The sequence below is a fragment of the Pseudomonas sp. R1-7 genome (assembly GCF_051132105.1).
GTDB lineage: Bacteria > Pseudomonadota > Gammaproteobacteria > Pseudomonadales > Pseudomonadaceae > Aquipseudomonas.
In genome coordinates this window covers 1,514,532-1,537,966 of record NZ_CP071661.1, presented here as the reverse complement: position 1 = coordinate 1,537,966, position 23,435 = coordinate 1,514,532, and the positions used below count along the sequence as shown (strand labels likewise).

Annotated in this window: 27 protein-coding genes and 1 pseudogene; 14 read left to right on the top strand and 14 right to left on the bottom strand. The window is 59.6% G+C overall.

Annotated elements, in window-relative coordinates; all coding sequences use genetic code 11:
• Nucleotides 1-171: 171 nt before the first annotated feature.
• Nucleotides 172-417: a type II toxin-antitoxin system Phd/YefM family antitoxin gene (locus tag J3P79_RS06785; protein ID WP_434609187.1), complete on the bottom strand. Its 246-nt coding sequence runs from the start codon at nucleotides 415-417 to the stop codon at nucleotides 172-174.
• A 319-nt stretch (nucleotides 418-736) separates the two neighbouring features.
• On the opposite strand from J3P79_RS06785, the gene J3P79_RS06780 reads away from it, so the two are divergent.
• Nucleotides 737-1,720: a hypothetical protein gene (locus J3P79_RS06780; RefSeq protein WP_434609185.1), complete on the top strand. Its 984-nt coding sequence runs from the start codon at nucleotides 737-739 to the stop codon at nucleotides 1,718-1,720.
• Between the two features lie 34 nt (nucleotides 1,721-1,754).
• Here J3P79_RS06780 and J3P79_RS06775 read toward each other — a convergent pair whose 3' ends face one another.
• The 3 genes and pseudogenes from J3P79_RS06775 to J3P79_RS06765 form a co-directional block, all read right to left on the bottom strand.
• Nucleotides 1,755-2,450 (bottom strand): DUF6933 domain-containing protein, encoded by a 696-nt coding sequence (locus J3P79_RS06775; protein ID WP_434609183.1) that lies wholly within the window; start codon nucleotides 2,448-2,450, stop codon nucleotides 1,755-1,757.
• Between the two features lie 18 nt (nucleotides 2,451-2,468).
• Entirely contained in the window at nucleotides 2,469-2,819 is a 351-nt protein-coding gene (locus J3P79_RS06770; protein ID WP_434609181.1) for a hypothetical protein, read from the bottom strand.
• A gap of 44 nt (nucleotides 2,820-2,863) precedes the next feature.
• Nucleotides 2,864-3,594, bottom strand: a pseudogene (locus J3P79_RS06765) (sulfite exporter TauE/SafE family protein).
• A gap of 114 nt (nucleotides 3,595-3,708) precedes the next feature.
• On the opposite strand from J3P79_RS06765, the gene J3P79_RS06760 reads away from it, so the two are divergent.
• Together J3P79_RS06760 and J3P79_RS06755 are read left to right on the top strand one after the other, a co-directional pair.
• Nucleotides 3,709-4,485, top strand: coding sequence for an AraC family transcriptional regulator (locus tag J3P79_RS06760; RefSeq protein WP_434609179.1), 777 nt, complete (start codon nucleotides 3,709-3,711; stop codon nucleotides 4,483-4,485).
• A gap of 83 nt (nucleotides 4,486-4,568) precedes the next feature.
• Entirely contained in the window at nucleotides 4,569-4,886 is a 318-nt protein-coding gene (locus tag J3P79_RS06755) for a helix-turn-helix domain-containing protein (protein WP_434609177.1), read from the top strand.
• Between the two features lie 32 nt (nucleotides 4,887-4,918).
• Here J3P79_RS06755 and J3P79_RS06750 read toward each other — a convergent pair whose 3' ends face one another.
• A complete protein-coding gene (locus J3P79_RS06750) occupies nucleotides 4,919-5,977 on the bottom strand; it encodes an MBL fold metallo-hydrolase (protein WP_434609176.1) in 1,059 nt (352 codons plus the stop codon).
• Nucleotides 5,978-6,163: 186 nt separating this feature from the next.
• Between J3P79_RS06750 and J3P79_RS06745 the strand changes: the two genes are divergently transcribed.
• Nucleotides 6,164-6,772 (top strand): TetR/AcrR family transcriptional regulator, encoded by a 609-nt coding sequence (locus J3P79_RS06745; protein WP_434609175.1) that lies wholly within the window; start codon nucleotides 6,164-6,166, stop codon nucleotides 6,770-6,772.
• A gap of 3 nt (nucleotides 6,773-6,775) precedes the next feature.
• Here the strand turns inward: J3P79_RS06745 and J3P79_RS06740 are convergent, their stop codons facing one another.
• Nucleotides 6,776-7,723: a LysR family transcriptional regulator gene (locus J3P79_RS06740; RefSeq protein ID WP_434609173.1), complete on the bottom strand. Its 948-nt coding sequence runs from the start codon at nucleotides 7,721-7,723 to the stop codon at nucleotides 6,776-6,778.
• Nucleotides 7,724-7,737: 14 nt separating this feature from the next.
• Here J3P79_RS06740 and J3P79_RS06735 point away from each other — a divergent pair, with 14 nt between their 5' ends.
• Both J3P79_RS06735 and J3P79_RS06730 read left to right on the top strand, forming a co-directional pair.
• Entirely contained in the window at nucleotides 7,738-8,448 is a 711-nt protein-coding gene (locus tag J3P79_RS06735; protein WP_434609171.1) for a CTP synthase C-terminal region-related (seleno)protein, read from the top strand.
• Complete coding sequence (locus tag J3P79_RS06730; protein WP_434609169.1) at nucleotides 8,445-8,759, top strand: antibiotic biosynthesis monooxygenase family protein; 315 nt, start codon at nucleotides 8,445-8,447, stop codon at nucleotides 8,757-8,759. Before J3P79_RS06735 ends, J3P79_RS06730 begins: the two co-directional genes overlap by 4 nt.
• A gap of 70 nt (nucleotides 8,760-8,829) precedes the next feature.
• Here J3P79_RS06730 and J3P79_RS06725 read toward each other — a convergent pair whose 3' ends face one another.
• The gene (locus tag J3P79_RS06725) at nucleotides 8,830-9,156 is read right to left on the bottom strand and encodes a DUF2025 family protein (RefSeq protein ID WP_434609167.1); all 327 of its coding nucleotides are present in this window, start codon (nucleotides 9,154-9,156) and stop codon (nucleotides 8,830-8,832) included.
• A gap of 245 nt (nucleotides 9,157-9,401) precedes the next feature.
• On the opposite strand from J3P79_RS06725, the gene J3P79_RS06720 reads away from it, so the two are divergent.
• The 3 genes from J3P79_RS06720 to J3P79_RS06710 all read left to right on the top strand — a co-directional run bounded on the left by J3P79_RS06720 (nucleotide 9,402) and on the right by J3P79_RS06710 (nucleotide 12,149).
• On the top strand, nucleotides 9,402-10,529 hold the full coding sequence (locus J3P79_RS06720; RefSeq protein WP_434609166.1) for a glycerophosphodiester phosphodiesterase: 1,128 nt from the start codon (nucleotides 9,402-9,404) through the stop codon (nucleotides 10,527-10,529).
• A gap of 123 nt (nucleotides 10,530-10,652) precedes the next feature.
• Nucleotides 10,653-10,958, top strand: coding sequence for a PepSY domain-containing protein (locus tag J3P79_RS06715; RefSeq protein ID WP_434609163.1), 306 nt, complete (start codon nucleotides 10,653-10,655; stop codon nucleotides 10,956-10,958).
• A gap of 168 nt (nucleotides 10,959-11,126) precedes the next feature.
• Entirely contained in the window at nucleotides 11,127-12,149 is a 1,023-nt protein-coding gene (locus tag J3P79_RS06710) for a transporter (RefSeq protein ID WP_434609161.1), read from the top strand.
• A 169-nt stretch (nucleotides 12,150-12,318) separates the two neighbouring features.
• Here J3P79_RS06710 and J3P79_RS06705 read toward each other — a convergent pair whose 3' ends face one another.
• The gene (locus tag J3P79_RS06705; RefSeq protein ID WP_434609159.1) at nucleotides 12,319-13,944 is read right to left on the bottom strand and encodes a methyl-accepting chemotaxis protein; all 1,626 of its coding nucleotides are present in this window, start codon (nucleotides 13,942-13,944) and stop codon (nucleotides 12,319-12,321) included.
• A 287-nt stretch (nucleotides 13,945-14,231) separates the two neighbouring features.
• On the opposite strand from J3P79_RS06705, the gene J3P79_RS06700 reads away from it, so the two are divergent.
• From J3P79_RS06700 to J3P79_RS06690, 3 genes are all read left to right on the top strand, one after another.
• The gene (locus tag J3P79_RS06700; protein WP_434609157.1) at nucleotides 14,232-14,375 is read left to right on the top strand and encodes a hypothetical protein; all 144 of its coding nucleotides are present in this window, start codon (nucleotides 14,232-14,234) and stop codon (nucleotides 14,373-14,375) included.
• A 74-nt stretch (nucleotides 14,376-14,449) separates the two neighbouring features.
• The gene (locus tag J3P79_RS06695; protein ID WP_434609155.1) at nucleotides 14,450-14,662 is read left to right on the top strand and encodes a hypothetical protein; all 213 of its coding nucleotides are present in this window, start codon (nucleotides 14,450-14,452) and stop codon (nucleotides 14,660-14,662) included.
• Between the two features lie 82 nt (nucleotides 14,663-14,744).
• On the top strand, nucleotides 14,745-15,944 hold the full coding sequence (locus tag J3P79_RS06690) for an MFS transporter (RefSeq protein WP_434609152.1): 1,200 nt from the start codon (nucleotides 14,745-14,747) through the stop codon (nucleotides 15,942-15,944).
• Here J3P79_RS06690 and arfB read toward each other — a convergent pair.
• Together arfB and J3P79_RS06680 are read right to left on the bottom strand one after the other, a co-directional pair.
• Entirely contained in the window at nucleotides 15,941-16,354 is a 414-nt protein-coding gene (gene arfB / locus J3P79_RS06685) for an alternative ribosome rescue aminoacyl-tRNA hydrolase ArfB (protein ID WP_018604539.1), read from the bottom strand. The genes J3P79_RS06690 and arfB overlap by 4 nt on opposite strands.
• Before the next feature lie 130 nt (nucleotides 16,355-16,484).
• Nucleotides 16,485-17,903: an amino acid permease gene (locus J3P79_RS06680; RefSeq protein WP_434609150.1), complete on the bottom strand. Its 1,419-nt coding sequence runs from the start codon at nucleotides 17,901-17,903 to the stop codon at nucleotides 16,485-16,487.
• Between the two features lie 937 nt (nucleotides 17,904-18,840).
• Here J3P79_RS06680 and J3P79_RS06675 point away from each other — a divergent pair.
• Both J3P79_RS06675 and J3P79_RS06670 read left to right on the top strand, forming a co-directional pair.
• Complete coding sequence (locus tag J3P79_RS06675) at nucleotides 18,841-18,978, top strand: hypothetical protein (protein WP_003178782.1); 138 nt, start codon at nucleotides 18,841-18,843, stop codon at nucleotides 18,976-18,978.
• A gap of 85 nt (nucleotides 18,979-19,063) precedes the next feature.
• Complete coding sequence (locus tag J3P79_RS06670; protein WP_434609149.1) at nucleotides 19,064-20,029, top strand: leucyl aminopeptidase; 966 nt, start codon at nucleotides 19,064-19,066, stop codon at nucleotides 20,027-20,029.
• A gap of 94 nt (nucleotides 20,030-20,123) precedes the next feature.
• Here J3P79_RS06670 and rluB read toward each other — a convergent pair whose 3' ends face one another.
• From rluB to J3P79_RS06650, 4 genes are all read right to left on the bottom strand, one after another.
• Complete coding sequence (gene rluB / locus J3P79_RS06665; protein ID WP_434609147.1) at nucleotides 20,124-21,356, bottom strand: 23S rRNA pseudouridine(2605) synthase RluB; 1,233 nt, start codon at nucleotides 21,354-21,356, stop codon at nucleotides 20,124-20,126.
• Between the two features lie 142 nt (nucleotides 21,357-21,498).
• The gene (locus J3P79_RS06660; RefSeq protein WP_045156714.1) at nucleotides 21,499-21,690 is read right to left on the bottom strand and encodes a DUF1289 domain-containing protein; all 192 of its coding nucleotides are present in this window, start codon (nucleotides 21,688-21,690) and stop codon (nucleotides 21,499-21,501) included.
• Between the two features lie 38 nt (nucleotides 21,691-21,728).
• On the bottom strand, nucleotides 21,729-22,682 hold the full coding sequence (scpB, locus tag J3P79_RS06655; RefSeq protein ID WP_434609144.1) for an SMC-Scp complex subunit ScpB: 954 nt from the start codon (nucleotides 22,680-22,682) through the stop codon (nucleotides 21,729-21,731).
• Nucleotides 22,683-22,693: 11 nt separating this feature from the next.
• A complete protein-coding gene (locus J3P79_RS06650; RefSeq protein ID WP_434611381.1) occupies nucleotides 22,694-23,392 on the bottom strand; it encodes a segregation and condensation protein A in 699 nt (232 codons plus the stop codon).
• Nucleotides 23,393-23,435: the final 43 nt, after the last annotated feature.

Sequence of the window (23,435 nt, the reverse complement as noted above, 5' to 3'; positions counted from 1 at the left end):
ATATGCAAATGACTAAAAAAATAAAAAGTGAGGCCTTCGAGTCGATTCACAGTTCGGCCGAGGCGCTGTTGAAAATCGGCGCTATCGACAAGGCCGCTATGCGAGAGTTTGACGAGGCCTGCATGGCTGAGGTATCTGCTGAAATCTCAGATCAGGAAGACTCGTCTGCATTCAGAGCCGGCCCTCAAAACCATCGATGATGTCCTCGGGGGTGCGGTCGAAATCCGCCGGCATCCGAATCGTCCCCTTCAACCGTCCAGGTTTGCGCGCCTGCGGTGTATCGACATGGGGCAGCAGATCCAGATAAGGCTTGCCGGCCTTGGTGATCACCACCCTGTCGCCCTGCCATGCACGTGCGCCCAGTTGTAAGAGCTGGGATTTTGCTTCTTGCAGGGTTACTTGCACCTGTTCACTCATACAACGGCCTCCATGGATTTAGCTAAGCAGGCATAACAATTCCGGCCACCTGAAAGATCGAGCTGAGAACCAGCATTATGATATCGATTTCCCCGAGTACGAAACTGCGGAACGGGGGCCGCTTTGCAGCCCAGCGGGAGCAAGCTCCCTCGCCACGCGTGTCAGGGTGCAGGTGGGTGGCAGGCTTGATGGCGGGGTTGGTTTTGGGAATCGCGAGCAAGCTCGCTCCCACAGGGGGTTTGTGGTGGGTTGAAACTTTGGGTGCAGCCCGCCGCGTCCTTCGGTATTAATACACTTCCTCTCACGGACCCGAGCCCCGATGAAATTCGATACCGCCTATTGCCTCAGCCTCGATGCCAAGCTTTCGATCTATGACGTTCGGGATTTGAATTTCGACGAGACCATGGCATTCGATTCGGCCAAGGAGCGCTTTCAGTGCCCCAATGATGTCTATCGGGCGGCGTTCGATGAGGGAAATCGGCTGACGACGTTCAATGCCAAGAACGTCAATTACATCCGCACGCCGCATTTCAAGAACCAGCCGACGACCCAGCATATCGAGGGCTGTCCTTATGTCAGTCCGAAAACGCCGGGGCTGGATGCGGATAGTATTGAGGCGGAGGATGATCGCGAAGAACATTTTCCGTCGGAGCTGTTGCTGACACGGCGTCAGTACCTGCGTAAGCCGTCCGACCCATCGAAGGACGTTGACGCGACTCGGCCTACGCCTCCCTCCGTATCTTTCCACGGTGATAGCGCTCATTCCGCGCAGGATTCAACACCGGACAAGACCAGTGTCTTCGCCCATCCGGTGGAGTGTTTCGTTTCGAATTTCGATAACAAGGATTTGCTCAAGCGCAAGCCGCTGAAGATTGGCGAGCACACGGCGCCCTATGGCTCGTTCTTCAAGAGGATCGAGTATTTGCAGGACAACAGGGGCTTGATTTACTGGGGCAAGATCAAGGAGATCAAAGATTACACCCTGAGCTTTCGTATCGATTTCGAAGCAAAGGTCTGGTTCAAGCAGCCGGACGAGGCGAAGAAGAAGCCTTACTCGGTCAACGTTTACCTGAGCAAGAAGCTGATCGACAACTACCGCAAGCGCAAGGCGTTCCTGGCAGAGATCAAGCATGCCATCGACAGTGACGCGCCGTTGTATTGCTTCTTTTATGGCGTGACGCCGGAGTTGAAGCAGGTGCCGAGCAAGAAGAACCCCGAAGAAACGTTCGGGGTGTTCAGTGCCAATATCGAGAACTTGGATCACTTCATTATTCGGGAGGCACCGGGGTTGGCCGATAAGTGACTTCGCCTAGGCTAGCCGTGGCGCTAGGCCTTCTTCATTGCGCCTCTTGAGCAAGTTGACGTTCGAACGCCCGCATCTCCCGTTTCACTTCCATGCGCCGCTCACGTGCGGCCTGGGCGGCGGACTCATCCAAACCGCCATAACGCCGCAACCAGTGGACGGTCATTTCCTCGTCCGGGTAGTAATAATCTTTATGCCCCTTACTGCTTCTGGGAGTGTCGTTCATATTGCCGTCGAAGCGGCCTGCAGAGAACTCATCGGAAGGTAACGTGCCCCATTCGGCGGCGCAGTCCTCAAAAATCCAGGAAATCTCGTTGAGGTGCTTTTGCGCACCACGGTGGCCACGTTTATAAAAGATGTACTCACGACAACTTTCCTGGAAGCGCTCCATCATCGGTTCGTCATCGACCCAGCGAAGGAGATCGTGCTGCCCCGCGTGACGCATCAGGCCATGGATCCATCGTTCGGAAAACCGGTAAACAAAACCTTCGATGTCCGCTTTTTTGGCACCGGCGAAAATCATGCAGTAACGGGTTTGCACATGGATGACGAACAACACATGTTTGCGCTGCACAGTGATCACATGCACCAGCCATTGCTCGTCGAGCTCAACCAGCTCATCGTCCTCGATAACAGGGGATGGCGGTTTTCCTACCGGGGTGACTTTCTTACCTTTGCTCACGCGGCTGAAAAAATTGCTGGCCGCTTCGGTGCAGTTGAAGATCAGCATTTAAACTCTCGGAAAATATCAGGCGTCTTCGGCCCATTCGATTCCAAAGGGTTGACGGACAGCGTCGGAAACCCTTTCACGAAGCTCCTCGCTCAGAATCGCCAATTCCTCATCGCTCAGCAGATCGTACGCAATCAGCAATCTCAAAGATAAAGAAATGTCTCGACGTCGACCTATGTTGAACGCCATCGCCAAGCTCTTGTCCCGCTCTCGCATGAGGTCGTAGAGCGTGCGATATCGAGCGTGAGCTGATAACGCTTCGTTCTGGACCACCGCCTGCGCATCCGAAAGAACGCCTTGGCAGAAGCGCTCCAGCGCCAGATCGCGGAGTCCGTTGTAAAGCTTCCAGTCACTATCGGATACCGACATGCCATCCTCCTTCTACAAGACATCGGCAACGCTGCATGGAAATTTTATTGTATCGATATGCCCAGCATCACAACGACCAACAATCCAATATAGACCCAGGCATGAACCCCATCCGGTATCCGCCCGATCCACGGCGTTGCCAGACGAATCCCCACTAACGCGCCATGTAAGTCAGCGTCCCAGCCACCGCAACCGGCAAACTCAACGGGTTAGCCATGGACGTGGCGCGTGACATGTTCAGTCCGCAACGGCGCAACAGCGGGACCGTCATAACGCTGCCACCCACGCCCAGGAAAGTAGCAATGACACCGATGCTGATCCCGCCTGCCGAGACCTCTGCGCTGCCCAATCGCCGTGGGACTGCAGCGTCAGACTGAGTCAGAAAACCGCGTCTGAACAAGCAGTCCACAATGGTTATGCCCAAATAAACGATGAAGGCATAGCGAATCGCTTCGCTGCTCGCCCACATCGCGGCAATGGCGCCGATGACAGCGCCCAGGCCGATGAAGCCGCCCAACGGCCACACATAATGGCGAATGAGGTTGCCGGCGCGGTGATGCTTCACGGTGGCGATCAGTGCGTTGACGATCATGACGCAGGTCGAGGTGGCCACGGCAATGTGCATCGCCGATTGGCCGACAGGGTCGTCGGCACCGTGACTGGCGGTGAGCATCCGGTATAGCAAGGGCACGACGACGAAGCCGCCGCCGAAGCCGAACAGCACGGCGGTGGTGCCACTCAGGCAGCCGAAACAGGCGAGCAATACATAAAACATCGAGGCGAATCCGTGGAGTGGAAAGACTTCCACGATAGGGGACGCGAAGCTTGGCCTGCTGTAGCAATCAGGCCAATAATGTTTGCGTTCACGCCAATCCTGGATGCCCTGCCAATGCGCAACAGTTCGATCGATTTATTGGATGCGACACCCAGGGCCGTCGTTGCCATCGGCACCGATTACGCTCACGGGCAAGTCTTGCCGTTGCATCGCCATCGCCGAGCGCAGTTGCTGTACGGTGCCACCGGGGTCATGCAGGTCAGCACAGCGGATGGCAATTGGGTGGTGCCGCCGCAACGGGCGGTGTGGATTGCGCCGGGGGTCGATCATGCAGTGCTGATGCTGGGCGTGAGTACGCGCAGCCTGTACATCGAACCGGCCGCGGTAACGGCCATGGACACGCGGTGCCAGGTCATCAGTGTGTCGCCGCTGATGCGCCAGTTGCTGATGGAGGCCGTGGAGCTTGCGCCGGACTACGACGAGGCGGGTCGGGACGGGGCGTTGATTCATCTGCTGCTACACGAGTTGCTGCGCAGCACCCACCTGCCGCTGCACCTTCCGCTGCCCAAGGACCCTCGCCTGCTCAGCCTGTGCCAGGCGTTCCTGGAACACCCCGACGCCCACGCCTCGCCCGTGGAATGGGCGGCGCTATTGCATATCAGCCTGCGTTCATTCAATCGCCTGTTCAGCCGACAGACCACGCTGAGTTTCGGTCAGTGGCGACAACAGGCTTGCGTGATGTCGGCGTTGGCCCGCCTGGCCGAGGGGGATTCGGTGACACGCATAGCCCTGGATCTGGGCTACGACAGTCCCGCTGCGTTCTCCACCATGTTCCGTCGGGTATTGGGTCACGCCCCAAGCGCCTGGCTGGAGAAGACCGCCGGTCATTGATCAAAAAAATGAGATTGATCGGGATTCAAAACAACTGTACAAAAACACAGTGTTTTTTTATTCCCACAGCTTTGGAGCACCCCATGGCCTCTCTCGCAATCAAAACCACCCTGGAACGCATCGCTGTCTATCAATTCACCCCCGCCCACAGTGCACAGGCGCGAGCCATGCTGGACTGGAGTGTCGAGGAGCTGTCCCGCCAATCCGGCGTTTCGGTCCAGGCCATCCGCCGCTTTGAGGCCGGTGGCGAATTGCTCGACGTGACTCGCCTGGCCCTGGCGTTCCGCCTGGAGGCCGAGGGCCTGGTGTTCTTCCCCGGCTTCGCACCGGGGCGCGGCATGAACATCAAGGGCGCGACGCCAGACCCGATGGGGCGCTCCGATTACGCAATGATCGAATAACCCCCTCTGAGCAGGCACTTGTCGTACAAAGCCTAGGCGATACCGGCCTGGTCCTGATAGGCCGAGGGTTCCACGTCCAACCACCAGGCCCGGCCACGTTGCGGCTGCGTCAGGGTGAATGCTTCGCCCATTTGCGGTGTGGTGATGCAAACGTTGCGCTCCCAGGCCAGGGCCAGGATGCGATCGAAGGGTTCATACCAGGCATGCATCGCCAGGTCGAACGTGCCGTTGTGGATTGGTAGCAGCCAACGCCCCTTCAGATCGATATGGGCCTGCAGGGTTTGCTCCGGCTGCATGTGGACATGGGGCCAATCAACGTTATAGGCGCCGGTTTCCATCAGCGTCAGGTCGAAGGGGCCATATCGCTCGCCGATGCGTTTGAAACCCTCGAAGTAACCGGTGTCGCCGCTGAAAAAAATTCGCGTGGCGCCGTCGATCATCACCCACGACGCCCACAAGGTGCTGTTGCTGTCGAACAAGCCGCGTCCGGAGAAATGCTGGGAGGGCGTGGCGACGAACTCGATACCGTCCACCTCGGTGCCTTGCCACCAGTCCAGCTGGCGCACCTTGCTGGCGTCGACGCCCCATTTGACCAGGGTGTCGCCCACGCCCAGGGGCGTCAGGAAGTGGCGGGTCTTGGCCGCCAGCTTGAGGATGGCCTGATGGTCAAGGTGGTCGTAATGATCATGGGACAGAATCACCGCTTCGATCGGCGGCAATTCCTCCAGGCTGATGGGTGGCTGATGGAAACGCTTCGGGCCGGCCCATTGCACGGGTGAGGCACGCTCGGAAAACACCGGGTCGGTGAGCCAGAATTTGTCCCGCAGCTTGAGCAGCACGGTGGAATGGCCGAGGCGGAAGACGCTGTGGTTCGGGGCGGCCAGCAGTGCGGCGCGCGTCAGCGGCTGAACGTCGATGGCCCCTGCGGGCCGAGTTGTGCGCGGCTTGTGGAAGATCATGTTCCAGATGATGCGCAGCGTTGTGCCAAAGCCTTCACGCGGTGTGAAAGCGTGATTGCGATATTTGCCGTGGTCTTGCCGCGAGGGCTCAGGGGCAGACGGATTGTCGGTCGAAAAAGAGGGATGGGTCATGGTGCGATAACTCCAAGGGCGTCGGCACCTATGTGCTTCGCCGTTGTGGACGCTGGATGGCCTTTGCATGCACGCTCAGCCGCTTCACTCAGGACTACACCACTCGGTGTAGTTTCCAGATTGCATGAATCGCAAGAGCAAGTAAACTGCCGAGTGTAAGTTTTCTCTTTCTACCGACGAGTACCCATGACCGTACCGCAACGCCTTACCGAGCGAAAACGCGAAGCGATTCTCCAGGCCGCGATTGCTGAATTTCGTAGCAGCGGTTTTGAAATCACCAGCATGGACAAGATTGCAGCAACGGCAGGCGTGTCGAAGCGTACGGTGTACAACCACTTCCCGAGTAAAGAAGAACTGTTTTCCGAAATTCTGAATCGGTTATGGAACAGCATCACCGCTGAGCAGGACATGCCCTATAACCCGCAAACGCCTCTACGGGAACAGCTGCAAACGTTGCTACAAGCCAAACTGCATATGCTGGCGGACGAGAACTTCCTCGACCTGGCGCGCATTGCCATCGCCGCAACGATTCACTCTCCGGAGCGAGCCCAGGACATGGTGTCGCGCATGGGGCAGCGCGAAGAAGGCCTGACTGCCTGGATTCGCCAGGCCCAGGCCGATGGCCGCTTGAAACCCGTGGAGCCGGCATTCGCCGCCCAACAAATGCATGGGCTGCTCAAGACGTTCGCGTTCTGGCCGCAGGTTTCGATGGGGCAACCGAGCCTGACCGAGCAGGAGCAGACCCAGGTGATCGAATCGGCCCTCGACATGTTCCTGAGTCGTTATCAAGCCTGAGTCTCAACCCCAGCGCAGATTGCGCCCCAACTCATCGAACAAAGTCACCACCGAGCGCAAGGCTCGGCAGTCCGGTCGGGTCAGGAGCCACAATGCAGTGTCGTATCCCTCCAGCGGTTCGCCAAGGGGCACCAGGCCTTTGTTTTCGTCGATCAGAAAGTCCGGCAGCGCCGCAACCCCAAGACCGGCCCGCACCAGCTCGGTGACCGAGAGCATGCTGTTGCAGCGATAGGCGGGCATCACGCCGGGCAAATGCTGGCGGCGCCAGGCCACGGTGGGGTGATCCGGAAGGAAATCGTCCGGCGCGATCCAGCACAGGGCAGCCAGGTCATCGGCATCCGCCGAGCGCAGGTACGTGGCGCCGGCGCAGACCCGGTAAGCCACGTTGCCCAGGTTGCGACCGACCAGGTGTTCCGGCGGTGCACGGGTCAGTCGCAAAGCGACGTCGGCATCGCGGCGGCTGAGGTTGGCGAAGTCATTCGACGTGCTCAGCTCAAGGGTCAATGCCGGATAAGCGGGCATGAAACGCGCCAGCGCTGGCAGCAATAACGCTTGCAGGACTGAGTCACTGCAGGTCAGGCGTACCGTCCCGCTGATGACCTCGCCACCCTGCTCCACCCCCACCCGCGCCGCCTCCAGTGCCTGCTCGGCGCGCTCGGCTTGTTCGGCCAACGCCTGGGCCAGGCTCGTGGGCAAATACCCGGAACGGCTTTTTTCGAACAAAGGCAGGCCCAGGGCCGCCTCCAGCCGACGTACCGAACGAAACACCGTCGACACATCCACTTGAAGCAGCCGGGCGGCCCGGGCCAGCGAGCCGCCACGGACCAGCGCCAGGATCAGCGACAGATCGGGATAGTCCAGTCGATAGTGCATAGCTGCATTGATCACTTGGGTAAACGCCAATATTGATTGCGTGAACGCCAATCTATAGTGGCCACCAGGAATCAACAAGCGGCGAGCCTCCCATGGAAAAACAGCATGCTTTGAACATCGCCCTGATCGGCGATCATGACCCAACCATCACCGCTCACCGGGCGATCCCCCTCGCACTTGAGCTATCTGGCCAGCAAACCGGCCATGCCATTCGCTTTCACTGGCTGGCAACCTCGCTCATCGCCGGTACCGCCGTGCTGGAGGATTTCGACGGTGTCTGGTGTGTTCCCGGCAGCCCCTATCAGAACGAAGACGGCGCCTTGCTAGCCATTCGTTTTGCCCGTGAACAGCGTCGCCCGTTCCTGGGCACCTGCGGTGGCTTCCAGCATGCCGTGCTGGAATATGCCCGTAACGTGGTGGGTTGGGCCGACGCCGTCCATGGCGAGACGGCGCCCGAAGCTGAACGTGCATTATTGACGCCGCTGAGCTGTGCCCTGATCGAAACCATTGACAGTCTTCAGCTCAATGCGGATTCCTTGATTGCCAAGGCTTACGGCCGACAGAACGCGTTCGAGGGTTACCACTGCCGCTTCGGGGTCAATCCACAATTTGAACAAGACTTGCTGGGCGAACACTTGCACGCCGTGGCCCGGGATTTGGCCGGGGACCTGCGCGCAGTGGAATTGCGCGACCATCCATTTTTTGTCGCAACGCTGTTCCAGCCTGAACGGGCCGCACTGGAAGGCCGCGTGCCGCCACTGGTCAGCGCGTTTGTCGAAGCCTGCGCAGCGAAAATGGCATGAGCGCTTATTACTACGCCGTGATTTTCACTTCCCTGCGTACCGAGGGGGATCAAGGCTACGCCGAGGCCGCCGAGCGCATGCTGGCCCTTGCCAGGGAGCAGCCCGGATTTCTAGGCGTTGAATCGGCCCGTGGCGACGACGGCCTGGGAATTACCGTGTCCTATTGGCGCGACGAGGCGGCGATCCTGGCTTGGAAGACACATCCCGAACACGCCGCGATCCGTGAGCGAGGCCGATCGACCTGGTATGCCCATTGCCAGACGAGGGTGTGCAAAGTCGAACGGGACTATACCTTCCAACGCCAGAACTGATGCCAAGACACAAATCCCTGTGGGAGCAGGCTCGCTCCCTCAGGTTTTTTGTTCACTTCAAGATTGGGGCTCAGCCTTCCATCAACTGCCGCACCGCCACGATCTCCGGCAGATCGCCGCGGGCCATGTACACCCGTAGGGGTTCGGTAAGGTTGATTCGATCGTCGATATTCTGCTCCAGCAGTAGCTGGATTCGCTCGCGCTTGAGGGCCATGGTGCCGTCTGCCGCGGGAATCCAGACAAACTCACTGGTCGGGATGATGCCGTCGTCGGCCACGTCCATGCCGAAGGCGTCTTCGCTGAATCGCACGATATAGTGGCCGGTCTTGCGGTTCAGGCCGACAAAACCTTTGAGCTGGTCGGCGGCCTGGCAGATGAGTGTCGAAGTGGTGCGCATGGTAAACCTCATGGATGCGTCCCTCGGGACGTCTGATCGATGGTTTACACGCAGGGCAAGCGAATGTTGATATTCAGGTTTCCCTCTGCCGGGGAAACTGGTGCGGCCAAGGGTACTTCAAAGTGGTTCGTAAGTGCGTGGGGAAAATCTGCTTTACGCAGGTCAATGTCGGAATGGCGATAGCGTCCGCCGCGTTCAATTGTTAAAAGAGAGGTTTTACAGAAACCCACGAAAGGATTTCGAGCATGCCCGTCACCTTTTCCCGCAGCGCCCTGATGCTGAGCCTGCTGCTCGGCCTCAGTCAGACCAATGCCGCCGAGGCCCCGTCCCCCAAGGCCCTGGCGAACCTTCAGGGTATTCCTCATCCCGCGGTCATCGCACACCGTGGCGCCTCGTTCGACGCACCGGAATCCACCGCCCCCGCCTACAAACTGGCCCGCGACCTGGGCGCCGATTACCTGGAGCTGGACCTGCAGCGCAGCAAGGATGGGGTCTTGTTTGTCCTGCATGACGACAGCCTGCTGCGCACCACCGATGTCGCGACCAAGTTTCCCGAACGCAAGGACAGCACCGCCAACGAATTCACCATGGCGGAACTCAAGACGCTGGATGCCGGCAGCTGGTTCAACGCCGCCTATCCGGAGCGTGCTCGGCCGTCATTCGCGGGCCAGAAGATCCTGACGCTGGATGAAGTCATCGACATCGCCGAGGGCAACCCCAAGCAAAAACCAGGGCTGTACATCGAGACCAAGGAGCCAAAGCTGTTTCCAGGCATCGAGCGCGACCTGAAGGACAAGCTGCAGGACCGTGGCTGGCTGAGCCCATCCGGCTCCAAGCTGGCCAAGCGCGCCCTCGGTGTGGGCCAGGGCAAAGGCAAGGTGGTTTTGCAGACCTTCGAGAAGAGCAGCCTGGAACTGCTGCACAAAGAGATGCCGAAGGTGCCGAAGATCCTGCTGCTGTGGGTGGGCGAAGGCAATATCGAGCCTAAATCCAAAGTGACGTTCGCCGAGTCTGGCGAAACCGACAAGGCTGCGTACTACGCCAAGCAGGAGCCCAAGGACAAGGCCGAGTTCGAGCAATGGGTCCAGTACGCCAAGGCCCACGGCGCGATCGGCACCGGCCCTTCGGCGGCGTTGACCCACGGCGGCAGCCAGAGCTATTCGGACCTGGTGAAACCGTGGATGAACCAGTACACCCATGAGCAGGGGTTGCTGGTACATGTCTACACTGTGGATGAGCCGGTGGACTTCAAGAAAGTGGTAGATGCCGGCGTCGATGGTATTTTCACCAACCGGGCCAGTGAATTGCTCAAGTACTTCAAGCGTCCCGAAGCAGGCAGTGTGACGCAACTATTGGAGAAGGTCGGTTACTGAAGAATCAGGGCCGGATCGGTGCAGTCGCTGCAAGTTTTTCGAATTAAGGGTGAATTAAGTTGCCAGGGATAATCTGAACCCACTTAAACGAATCACCCTTTAACGACACCAAGGAAAGACAATATGAAAACTTTGACTGCCCTGTTCACCGCTGCCGCCCTGACCCTCACCGCTGGCCTTGCCCAGGCGGACGTCCGTATCGATCAGATTCCTCAACTGGTCAAGGACGGCAAGATCAAATCCCTCGAGTCGATGAATGAAGAAGCCCTGAAGTTGCACCCAGGTGCCACTATCACCGACACCGATTTGGATAACCATTTCAATGGTTATGAATATGAAGTGGAGTTGCGCGACGCCAACGGTCAAGAATGGGATGTCGACTTCGACGCCACCACCGGTAAAGTCCTGAGCGACAGAAAGGATAACTAATCAGTCGTAAAAAAAGCCGCGCAACTTTCAAGTTGCGCGGCTTTTTCGTGGATGTATCTAACTGCTACCGCAACCCAACCGTCACAAAACCTTCAAGAATCCCTGCAATGATGCCGCTCAAGTGAACCTGTCATCGCCGCGACAGGCGCTCCCCGCCAGCGAGCCTCCATGAACCACAGCATCGACCAAAGCCATCGCGATCCGGACCTGTTTGGCCTGCTCTACGGCTTTCGCTTTCGCCCCGGTGAGCGCGGCAGGGAGATCGGTTCGGCCCAGGCCCTGCAATGCTTGCAACAACCCCAGGATGCCGATGAATTCCTCTGGTTGCACTTGAACCTCGCCCACGCGGCTTGCGAGCGCTGGATGAAAAATCATCTGGCCTTGCCCGAGGAATTCTTCGAAGCCCTGCATGAAGGCTCGCGCTCGACCCGCATCGAGCATGTGGACTCGGCCTTGCTCGCCGTAGTGAACGACGTTGTGTTCAACCTCAGCAACCTGGTGTCTTCGGACGTCTCCACCTTGTGGGTTTGCGTCAGCAGTCGGCTGATTGTCAGCGCACGGCTGCAACCCTTGCACTCGGTCGACAAGCTGCGCTCATCGGTCAAGGCCGGGGAAAGCTTTCGCTCACCGCTGGAGTTGCTCGTGCATCTGCTGCGCGACCAAGGTGAAGTGTTGACCCAGATCGTGCGCAAAACCAGCCTCAGCGTCGACCAGATCGAAGACCAATTGCTGTCTTCGCGAGTGTCGACCAATCGCGCCGAACTGGGCAGCCAACGCCGCATACTGGTTCGCCTGCAGCGCCTTCTGGCGCTGGAGCCCGGGTCGCTGCTGCGCCTGCTCAATCGACCACCGCAATGGTTGCAGAAAGAAGACGTCAAGGAACTGCGCAAATCCACCGAGGAATTTGCGCTGATCATCAACGACCTCACCGCGTTGGGCGAACGGATCAAGCTGTTACAGGAAGAAATCGCCGCCAACCTCAACGAGCAAACCAACCGGTCATTGTTCACCTTGACGGTGGTCACGGTGCTCGCGCTGCCCATCAACATCATCGCCGGTTTCTTCGGCATGAACGTTGGCGGCGTGCCGCTGGAGGGGGACCCCCACGGCTTCTGGATTCTCGTCGCGCTGGTTGCTACTTTCACCCTGTTCGCCGGCCGCTGGGCGTTTCGCAAGCGGCGCGATTATTGAATCCAATCCGCTATTTCGTGGCGAGGGAGCTTGCTCCCGCTCGGCTGCGCAGCAGTCGTAAAAGCTGTCGCACCACGCTGGATGGGTTTGGGGCCGCTGCGCACTGGAGCGCCAGCCGACCCAGCGGGAGCAAGCTCCCTCGCCACGGGTGTGTTATTCCAAACAGTGATCAGGCACTCAACCGCGCCGTCACTTCATTCAACTGCCCCGACAACCCGTGCAAATCGCGACTGGCCGCTTCGGTGCGCTGTACGTTGTCGAGGTTAGTGCTGGCGATGCAGGTGATTTCGGTCAGGTTGCGCGAGATGTCCTCGGCCACCGAAGTCTGCTCTTCAGCCGCCGTGGCAATCTGGCGGTTCATGTCGCGAATCGCTTCGACAGCCTGGGTGATGCGTTCGAGCATCTCGCCGGCCTGGGTCACCTGTTCGACGCTTTCTTCGCTGCGCGACTGCCCGCTTTCGATGGCTTGGGCCGCGTCCACCGCACCGGTTTGAACGGTCTGGATGATCTGGTTGATCTCGATGATCGACGACGCCGTACGCTGGGCCAGGCTGCGCACCTCATCGGCCACTACCGCAAAACCACGCCCGGCCTCACCGGCCCGGGCCGCTTCGATGGCGGCGTTGAGGGCCAGCAGGTTGGTCTGTTCGGCGATCCCGCGAATCACTTCCAGCACTTTGCCGATGCGCCCACTGTCGGTTTCCAGGCGACGGATCACCGTGGCGGTGTTGGAGATTTCGCCGCGCATCTGGGTGATGGTGTGGATAGTGCCTTGCATGACCTTTTCACCCAGCTGCGCCGAATGATCGGCATCATCGGCGGCCCGCGCCGCGTCGGCGGCATGGCGGGCGACCTCCTGGGCGGTGGCGGACATTTCATTCATCGCGGTTGCCACTTGGTCGGTGCGTTCGAATTGTTCGCTGGTGCCCTGGCTCATCAGGCTGGCGATGGCGTTGAGCTCACCGCTGGCGCTGTCCAGCTCCGTGGCGCTGCGTTGTAGGCGGGTAAAGGTTTCAGCGAGGAAATCACGCAGCGTATTCGCCGCCAGGGCCAAGTCGCCCAATTCGTCTTGACGCGTGCTCGTTACGCGCTCGGCAAAACGCCCACGGCTCAGTTGAGTCACGTATTCGATCAGGTTACGGATTGGCTGCACCAGGTTGCGGTTGATCAACCACAGACTCAGTAAGCCGACCAGCAACCCCGACACCAGCATGATCACCGTGCCCAGCAGGATCGTGCGATCAGCACCGGCACTGATCAGCGCCGATTGTTCGTCGCCCAGTTTATGCAGCTCTACCACCAGTTCGCTCATCTGCTCGCTGGCGGCACGGTCCACACCCTTGACCGCCGCATCCCCCGCCGCGGCGTCCGCGCCAGAAGCGACAAACGCATCACGGCCCTTTTGATAGGCCGCGCCCAATTGTGCGTGTTCGCCCCGCAGACGTTCGATACGTGTCCTGATCGACGTCGGAACACCTTCATGCTTGATCAACTCACCCAGCAAATTCTGAACGTCGCGCTGGCGTTCCTCGAACTGCTTCCAGTATTTCTCCATGTCCGCCGGCTGCTTGCCACGCAGCAGGACGTTCTTCCACTCCTGGACCTGGACCTTGAATTGCAAATTGGCCTCATCGATCAGTTGCGAGGCGCGCAACGGACCATCGATCAGGTTGCGATAATTATGGATGCCATCGGAAAGGAAGTGAAAGGACGCCAGGGCGATCAGCAGCATCGCCAGCAGGCTGCCGCTCAACAGGGCCAGAATCTGCGCTCTCAGGGATTTTTGTAGAAACATGGAGTCGATCTCTTCGAATAAAGGACCTCCATGTCCAGGGTCCACTCTCGCTACTGAATGTGGAGGATATGTACACGGCATCGGCCCGCGGCTACCGTTCTTGAGCCGTGGCGACCACTGGTAGCGACAGCGGTCCGCGGATTGGACATGACTTGTCCAGACAAGCCCATCGGTCGCTCCGCCAGGATTTAAAAGTCTTTTTGTCATTTGTCCTGGGGTATCCTGCCCAGGCTTTTTAGAAGCGCGGATCTACCAGATCTATCAACAGACTTTGCGAGGAGCGCGATATGCACGAGATCCCTAATCTCCCCTTCCCAAGCCTGCACGAACCTGAGCAGACGACCCCGCAACAAGCCGGAGGGCAACCCGACGCCCAGCAACCCGAGCAGCAGCAAGCCGCTGAACGCCGCCTGGCCGACAGCGAGGATTGATTCACCCGCACCACCAGACTGTGTGGAAAGCGCTAAGATGCGCTTTCCACACCGCCTGAATCCGAGCCCCCACCATGACCGACGACACTTCCTCCTTCAGCCCGGCCCAGGCCAGTGCGCTGATCGGCACCGCCGAGAAAATGGTCGAAATCTGGACCCGCCTCTCTCCCGAAAAACAAGCCACCCTGTTGGCTCGGTTCGGCACGCAAGAGAATGCCCTGGCCGCGCTGGTCACCACCCACCTGGTCGCTGGCAAGCCCACCACTGAACCGCCGTCCGGCAAATAGTTTTACTTTTCCACGCTCCACCCCTGCGGTCACCGTTATCATAAGCAGCCTATCTATCCTGCTGCCCGTGGACCTTTTCCCCATGCCAGATCTCCAGCGCCCCATGGCGGTCACGCTGCAAGTCGTTTCCATTGTCCTGTTTACCTTCATCGGCTATCTGAACATCGGCATTCCCTTGGCCGTCCTGCCGGGGTTCGTCCATGGCGAGCTGGGATTTGGCGCGGTGATCGCGGGGCTGGTGATCAGCGTCCAGTACTTGGCCACCCTGCTCAGCCGTCCGTATGCGGGACGCATCATCGACAACCTGGGCAGCAAGCGCGCGGTCATGTTTGGCCTGGCCGGGTGTGGTTTGAGTGGCGTATTCATGCTGGTTTCCGCCTGGTCCGCCAGCATGCCGGTCCTGAGCCTGACCAGCCTGCTGATCGGTCGCCTGGTGCTGGGCAGCGCAGAGAGCCTGGTGGGCTCGGGATCGATTGGCTGGGGCATCGGCCGGGTCGGCGCGGCGAACACCGCCAAGGTCATCTCGTGGAACGGCATCGCCAGTTACGGCGCGCTGGCGATCGGCGCGCCGTTGGGAGTGTGGCTGGTCAATGCGCTCGGGCTGTGGAGCATGGGCGTCAGTATCATTTTGCTGGGCGTGCTGGGGCTGGCATTGGCCTGGCGAAAAACCGCAGCGCCCATCGTCGTCGGCGAACGCTTGCCATTCATGCACGTGCTGGGGCGCGTGCTGCCCCATGGCTGCGGGCTGGCCCTGGGTTCCATCGGATTTGGCACCATCGCCACCTTCATTACGTTGTATTACGCCACGCAGCATTGGGACAACGCCGTGCTGTGCCTGAGCCTGTTCGGCGCCAGCTTTATTGGCGCGCGCCTGTTGTTCGGTAATCTGATCAACCGTCTCGGAGGGTTCAGGGTGGCGATTGCCTGCCTGTCGGTGGAAACCCTGGGCCTGTTGCTATTGTGGCTGGCCCCGGATGCGCAATGGGCCCTGGCGGGCGCGGCGTTGAGTGGTTTCGGCTTCTCACTGGTATTCCCGGCGTTGGGCGTGGAAGCGGTCAACCTGGTTCCGGCCTCAAGCCGTGGGGCGGCGGTGGGGGCTTATTCGCTGTTCATCGATTTGTCGCTGGGCATCACCGGGCCACTGGCCGGTGCTATTGCCGCCGGTTTCGGTTTTGCCTCGATCTTTCTGTTCGCTGCGCTGGCGGCCCTGGTTGGGCTGGCGCTGAGCGTCTACCTGTTCCGTCAGGCGCCTCGCTACCGTGAGGAGCGGGAGAAGAACTAGAAATCCACCTTGCCGCGCCCGGCCTTGATCGAGCCGCGCTTGGTCTTCGATTCGAGGCGACGCTTTTTCGAGCCCAGCGTCGGTTTGGTCGGGCGACGCTTCTTTTCCACCTTGGTGGCGCTGAGGATCAGTTCGGTCAGGCGCTCCAATGCGTCCGCCCGGTTCTGTTCCTGCGTGCGGTATTGCTGGGCCTTGATGATCAACACACCGTCGCTGGTAATGCGGCTGTCGCGCAGGGCCAGCAGCCGTTCCTTGTAGAACTCGGGCAACGACGAGGCAGGGATGTCGAAGCGCAAATGCACGGCGCTGGACACCTTGTTGACGTTCTGCCCGCCGGCGCCCTGGGCGCGAATGGCCGTCAGCTCGATCTCGGCGTCCGGGATGTGCACGGTGTTGGAAATGACCAGCATGGAAAGTGTCCGGTGTCAGGTTCCACAGGATACCGCGAATCCCCCAGACAACACCTCCCACAGGGGATTGGTGTCTTGCCTGAAACAGCAAACCCGGCACTTGGCCGGGTTTGTTGTATTTCGGGCTTGCTTACTTGGCAGCAGCAGCCACCGCCAGCTCATGCCGAGCCTCGCGCTTGTTCTTGATCACATAGCACCCCCACATGAACACCACCCACACCGGAATCGCGTACACCGAGATCTGAATGCCAGGGATCAGCAGCATCACGCCGAGGATGAACACCACGAATGCCAGGCAGACATAGTTGCCATACGGATACCACAACGCCTTGAACAGCGGTGCCTGGCCGGACTGATTCATGTGCTGGCGGAACTTGAAGTGCGAGTAGCTGATCATCGCCCAGTTGATCACCAGGGTGGCAACCACCAACGACATCAACAACTCCAGCGCATGTTGCGGGATCAGGTAGTTCAGCAGCACTGCCACCAGCGTGATCGCCGCCGAAGCCAGGATCGAACGCACCGGCACGCCGCGCTTGTCGATTTTTGCCAAGGCCCGGGGCGCATCGCCCTGCTCGGCCATGCCCAGCAACATACGGCTGTTGCAGTAGGTGCCGCTGTTGTAGACCGACAGCGCAGCGGTCAACACCACGAAATTGAGGATGTGCGCGGCGGTGTCGCTGCCCAGCATCGAGAACACTTGCACGAACGGGCTGCCGCTGTAGGCATCGCCGGAGGCATTGAGCGTGGTCAGCAGGCTGTCCCATGGTGTCAGGGACAACAGCACCACCAAGGCACCGATGTAGAAAATCAGGATCCGGTAAATCACCTGGTTGATGGCCTTGGGAATCACGGTTCTCGGCTTGTCGGCTTCAGCGGCGGTGAAACCGAGCATCTCCAGGCCGCCGAAGGAAAACATGATGATTGCCATGGCCATGACCAGGCCGCTGACGCCATTGGGGAAGAACCCACCGTGGGACCACAGGTTGGTCACCGACGCTTGCGGGCCGCCGTGACCGCTGACCAGCAGATAGCTGCCCAGGGCAATCATGCCGACAATCGCCACGACTTTGATGATCGCGAACCAGAACTCGGCCTCGCCGAAGACTTTGACGTTGGCCAGATTGATCGCGTTGATCAGGATGAAAAAGGCCGCCGCCGACGCCCAGGTCGGAATATCCGGCGCCCAATAATGGATGTACTTGCCGACCGCGGTCAGTTCGGACATGCCCACCAGGATGTAGAGAATCCAGCAGTTCCAACCCGACAGGAACCCGGCAAAACCGCCCCAGTACTTGTGGGCGAAATGGCTGAAGGAACCGGCCACCGGCTCTTCGACGATCATTTCACCGAGCTGGCGCATGATCATGAAGGCGATGAAGCCGCAGATGGCGTAGCCGAGGATCATCGACGGGCCGGCTGATTTCAGCACCCCCGCCGAGCCGAGGAACAGGCCGGTGCCGATCGCGCCACCGAGGGCGATCAGTTGAATGTGGCGATTTTTCAGGCCGCGTTTCAGCTCGCCCGAATGCGAGTTTTGTCCACTCATGAAAAAAGTCTCACGCAAGGTTTGATGATGTTCGTTAGACGTTGCCGCTCGAATCGGATCTCAAGCAGCGCCGATCAAACCCCAGCGCAGGCACCAGGAATTCAGCGTTTTTACAACGGTCATGCGTCACCTGTTTGTTTTTATCTGTGACGAAATCGAACCCGACACGCTTGTGGCGTGGCGGAGTGAACAAGGCGGATAACCTTGAAAGTGCGTGGGTACGCGAAGGGTCACAGTAAAACGCGGCGCATTGTACACCGCTGACCCCCTGCTGCCAGACACCACCGGATCAGCGTGTCAGTTGCCGGGATCGCACGGGGCCACCCCGAGCGTGTCGGGCGGCTGCGAAAAGATGTCCGGGCCCTTGCGAGCCGTTGATGTGAGCGACGCAAAAAACGCCACCACGGGAGAATGGAAACGGAGCTACGGCGTTCATTGCGCCTCCTTTTTGTTATTCGCCTGCACGACAGGCATGGAGCGCATCTCACCCTTGAAGCGCGCCTGAAACAACCGGGCCAGAGCCTTCAAAACGACTTAAGCCACGGCGGTGCGGAAGCTTTTTCTTACAGGCGAACAAAACCTCGCTCGCCGCCAAGGCGACGGGCGTTTTCCGTCAGCATTTCTTTACGAGACGTAACGCAGGATTTCCACTTGGGAAACTATCGAGGACTGACTGCAAATTGACGGTAGGTAGCTACCTATCAAAATAAGAGGGGCAATCAGCTGTTTTCCAACGGTTAACCAACGCTTCAAAAATGGAACAAAAAGTTCAAAAGAAAAAACTAAAATATTTTTTTGCATTCCAAAAAACCCTCGACTAGGTTTTCAGCCACTTGCCCAGGCATCGTGCCGGCGAGTTTTTGCGGTGCCGATTCTGCCGGGTTTGACTCGCCGAATCGGCCCGCGTTTTCCGCAAAAGTCATCTAGGAGATTCACTATGCAAGCACTGGACAAAGACTTGGAAACCGAACTGCAACTGGACGAATGGTTCGAGGCACCGACCCATGAAGCCGCCGTTGAAATGATGCAAGCCGACGCCGTCGTTCCGTTCGGCACGGCGATGTGGCCTCTGTAAGCGATACCCGGCGGAGCTGATCCGGCCGGTCGGCTCCGCCATCCTGCTGCCAGGAAGCCAAATCAATCGTCAGGGAAGAATAAGCATGGACACACAACGAGCCATCTCACATTTCCTTTACTACCTCGAACATCATCCCGCCCTGGCCGGCATCCAGCCCGCCAAGGTATTGCTCGGCCACACCGCCGATTACGAAGCGCTGGCCGGCAGCATTGCCGAACAGGCCGGCGGCACATCACCGTTCCGATTCAGCGCCATGCGCCTGGACCTTGAAACCACGGAGCGCCTGTCCCAAGCGATTGCCGACAGCGATCTGTACATTTTCTTCTACGACTCTTCCACCCTTCCCAACCCGCGCCCCGACGGCCCCGATTTTGTCCGCGCGTTGCAAGGGGTGATGGCGGACAACTGGAAAAAATCACTGTTATTCAAAGATTACGGTGAATACTTCTACGACACCTTCAGCGTAATTCCCCAGCGTATTGCCGGGCTCAACAGCCACCTGATCCGCCGCATGTCCCAGGCCACCACCTTGAGCTTCGAGGACGAGCACGGCTCGTATTTCGACACCGCGCTGAACAGTATCAAGAAGTGGACGGACATCAACGGCGTCGGCAACTACGATTTGGCGCCTGGCGAAATCGCCACCCACAGCGACACCATCAATGGCCGGGTAAAATTCGTCGGCACCTTCCTCAGCACCATCCCCTTTGCGCGCAAATATGGCGTGCTGCAGTCGCCGTTGGAGCTGTGGATCGAAGACTCCACGATCCAGAAGATCGCCACCGATGTCCCGGGTCTTGAACACGATTTCAATCGGTACCTGGACGCCAACCCGTCCAACCGACGCATCGAGGAACTGGGGATCGGCACCAACGAAGGGGTCAAGAGCCTGTACGCGCGCAATGCCGGTTTTGAAGAGCGCCATTGCGGCCTTCACCTGGGGCTCGGTGGCGGGGCCAAGGGCAGCCATCACCTGGATCTGATTTTCGAGAAGGGGATGTTGGCGCTGGATAATGAGCCGATGTTTGATGGGCGGTTTGTGCTTTAAGGCAGCGGTGATGCTCACCTGCGCTTCATCACTAAAGCCAGCTCAAAAAAAAAGCCAACTCGAAAGTTGGCTTTTTTTCATGGGCGCTCGCCGATCACTCCGGCTTACGACGCCCAAACCCCGGACGCTGACCCGAACCTGCCGGTGCGCCACGGCGTTTACCCGATGGCGCGTCGCGGTCGGCCAGGATGATACCCGGACGCTTTTTCGGCGCCGGTTTGGCCGGACGCTTTGTGTCGGCTGGACGATCAGCGACTGGCGTGCCACGACCGGCCGGGGCGCGGCCTTCGCCACGCTCGGTACGACCGTTGGCCGGACGTGGCGCGCGCGGGCCGCGCTCGCCGTCCTGACGCGCTGCTGGTTTGCGGGCCGGGCGCTCGCCTTCGATCTGCGGCTCACGGGACGGACGTGGGCCAGTCGCTACACCGTCGGCCGCCGGGCGCAGTGTACGCACGCGCTCGGTCTTGCCCATCGGACGCGAGGACTTGCGCTGCATCCGCTCCAGCTTGTCCTTGCTCTTGGCGGTCATCTGCGGCATCGCCACAGGCTTGAGGCCCACTTCAGCCGCGAGGATGTCGACTTCCTGCTGGGTCATTTCGCGCCAGCGGCCCATCGGCAGGTCGGAGTTGAGGAACACCGGGCCGAAACGCACGCGCTTCAGGCGACTCACCACCAACCCCTGGGATTCCCACAGGCGCCGCACCTCACGGTTACGACCTTCCATCACCACGCAGTGGTACCAGTGGTTGAAACCTTCACCGCCGGGCGCCTGCTTGATGTCGGTGAAACGCGCCGGGCCATCTTCCAGCACGACGCCGGCCTTGAGGCGCTCGATCATCTCGTCATCGACTTCGCCACGCACACGTACCGCGTATTCGCGGTCCATCTCGTAGGACGGGTGCATCAGGCGGTTGGCCAGCTCACCGTCGGTGGTGAACATCAGCAAACCGGTGGTGTTGATGTCCAGGCGACCGATGTTGATCCAACGGCCTTCTTTCGGACGCGGCATCTTGTCGAACACGGTAGGACGGCCTTCCGGGTCGTCACGGGTGCAGATCTCGCCGTCTGGCTTGTTGTACATGATCACGCGGCGCACCGTTTCGGCGGCCTCTTCACGCTTGATCACCTTGCCATCAATGGTGATGGCGTCATGCATGTCGACACGCAGGCCCAAGGTGGCGTCTTTGCCGTTGACCTTGATGCGGCCCTGGGTGATCCAGGCTTCCACGTCACGGCGCGAGCCGACGCCGATGCGGGCGAGGACCTTTTGCAGTTTTTCGCCTGCTGGGCCGATTTCCTGGCTGTCGTTCTGGTCTTGGTCGTTCATTTCTGGGCACCTCCCGGTGTGGTCGAGCCAGGCTTGGCCTGACACTTGAAAACAGGTCTTCGGCGAAGGGATCGTCAAAGGGTCGCGAATCATACGCTCGTTGAGGTGATTGCGCATCAGAGACTAGCTGATAGAAACGCGCTTAGCGTTTTTTCCGCCGACCGGTGGCGCCAAGCTTGATCAGGCGCAGCGCCGCCTCGGCCAACACGACGCGCTTGTCGTCTTTATCGAGTTTTTTCCAGGCTTTGATCTCACGCTTGCTGCGCCCACAGCCAATGCAAATATCTGCGTCGAACTTGCAGAGACTGATGCAAGGGTCTTTGGTGGAGTTCATGATTCACTTGCCCTCGCAGAGGCGGAGTTTAGGCAGGATCAGTCGTCGAACTGGCGCCGTTCGTTTTCGATCGCTTCAGCCAAGGCGCGAGCCTCGGCCTCTTCGTCGCTCAGTTCGGGTTCCGGCGGCTCAAGGGCGGCGACGGCGGCCAGCAGTTTTTCACGGGCTTCGGCAACACCGAGCATATCCTCTTCCGGCTCAGGCTCAGGCTCCGGTGCGTGCTCGATTTCACTCAGGGGCGGCGCCGGTTCACCCGTCTCGCCTTCGGCGCCCGGACCTTCACGCAGCAGGTCATCGAAGTCGGTCTTCAAGCCCTCCTCCATGCTGTCCAGTTCCAACAGCAACGAATGGAAACTGGTCTCTTCCTTCGGCTCCTCGGGCTCGGCACTGGCGTCCGCCAGTTCCTGCAAGCCCTGGGGCACCGGAGCGTCGTCGAACTCCAGCATGGGCTCGGGCTCCAGTTCCCGCAGTTCGGCCAGCGGCGGCAAGTCGTCGAGGTTCTTCAAGTTGAAGTGATCGAGAAACGCCTTGGTGGTGGCGAACATGGCGGGCTTGCCCGGCACATCGCGATAACCAACGACGCGGATCCATTCTCGCTCCAGCAACGTCTTGACGATGTTGCTGTTGACCGCCACGCCCCGCACGTCCTCGATCTCGCCGCGAGTGATCGGTTGGCGATAGGCGATCAGCGCCATGGTTTCGAGCAATGCGCGGGAATAACGCTGCGGCCGTTCTTCCCACAGGCGCCCTACCCAAGGCGCGAATTTTTCGCGGATCTGCAGGCGATAGCCGGACGCAACTTCCTTGAGCTCGAAAGCCCGCCCCTCGCAGGATTTGCCCAGCAGCGTCAGCGCTTTCTTGAAGACGGCCGGCTCGGGTCGCTCGCCTTCTTCGAAGAGTTCGAACAGGCGTTCCATCGATTGCGGCTTTCCCGAGGCCAACAGGAAAGCTTCAAGCAAGGGGGCCAGCTCGCGGGGTTCAGTCAGGTTCATTGATTTGCTCGTTATTCGGCTCGGGCTCGCACATGGATCGCTGCGAACGGCTCATTTTGCACCAGCTCGACCAAGGATTCCTTGACCAATTCCAGGATCGCCATAAACGTCACCACCACGCCCAGACGCCCTTCCTCGGCGGTGAACAGCTCGACGAAGGGCACGAAGCCGCCGCCCTTGAGCCGTTCCAGCACATCGCTCATGCGCTCGCGGGTGGACAGCGCTTCGCGGCTGACCTGGTGGCTTTCAAACATATCGCCACGGCGCAGCACCTCGGCCATGGACATCAGCAATTCCTCCAGGCTGACATCGGGCAACAACTTGCGCGCCCGCGCCTCGGGAGCGTCGAGCTTGGGCACCACGACGTCACGTCCGACGCGACTCAGGCCATCGATGCCTTCGGCGGCGACCTTGAAGCGCTCGTATTCCTGCAGGCGGCGGATCAGCTCGGCACGTGGGTCGTCCTCTTCCGCTTCGACCTCGGCCGAGCGCGGCAGCAGCATGCGTGACTTGATCTCGGCCAGCATGGCCGCCATCACCAGGTATTCCGCCGCGAGTTCCAGGCGCACCGACTGCATCAACTCGACGTAGCCCATGTACTGGCGGGTGATCTCCGCCACGGGAATGTCGAGGATGTTGATGTTCTGCTTGCGGATCAGGTACAGCAAGAGATCGAGCGGCCCCTCGAAAGCTTCGAGGAAAACCTCCAGCGCATCCGGCGGAATGTACAAGTCCAGGGGCATTTCCATGACC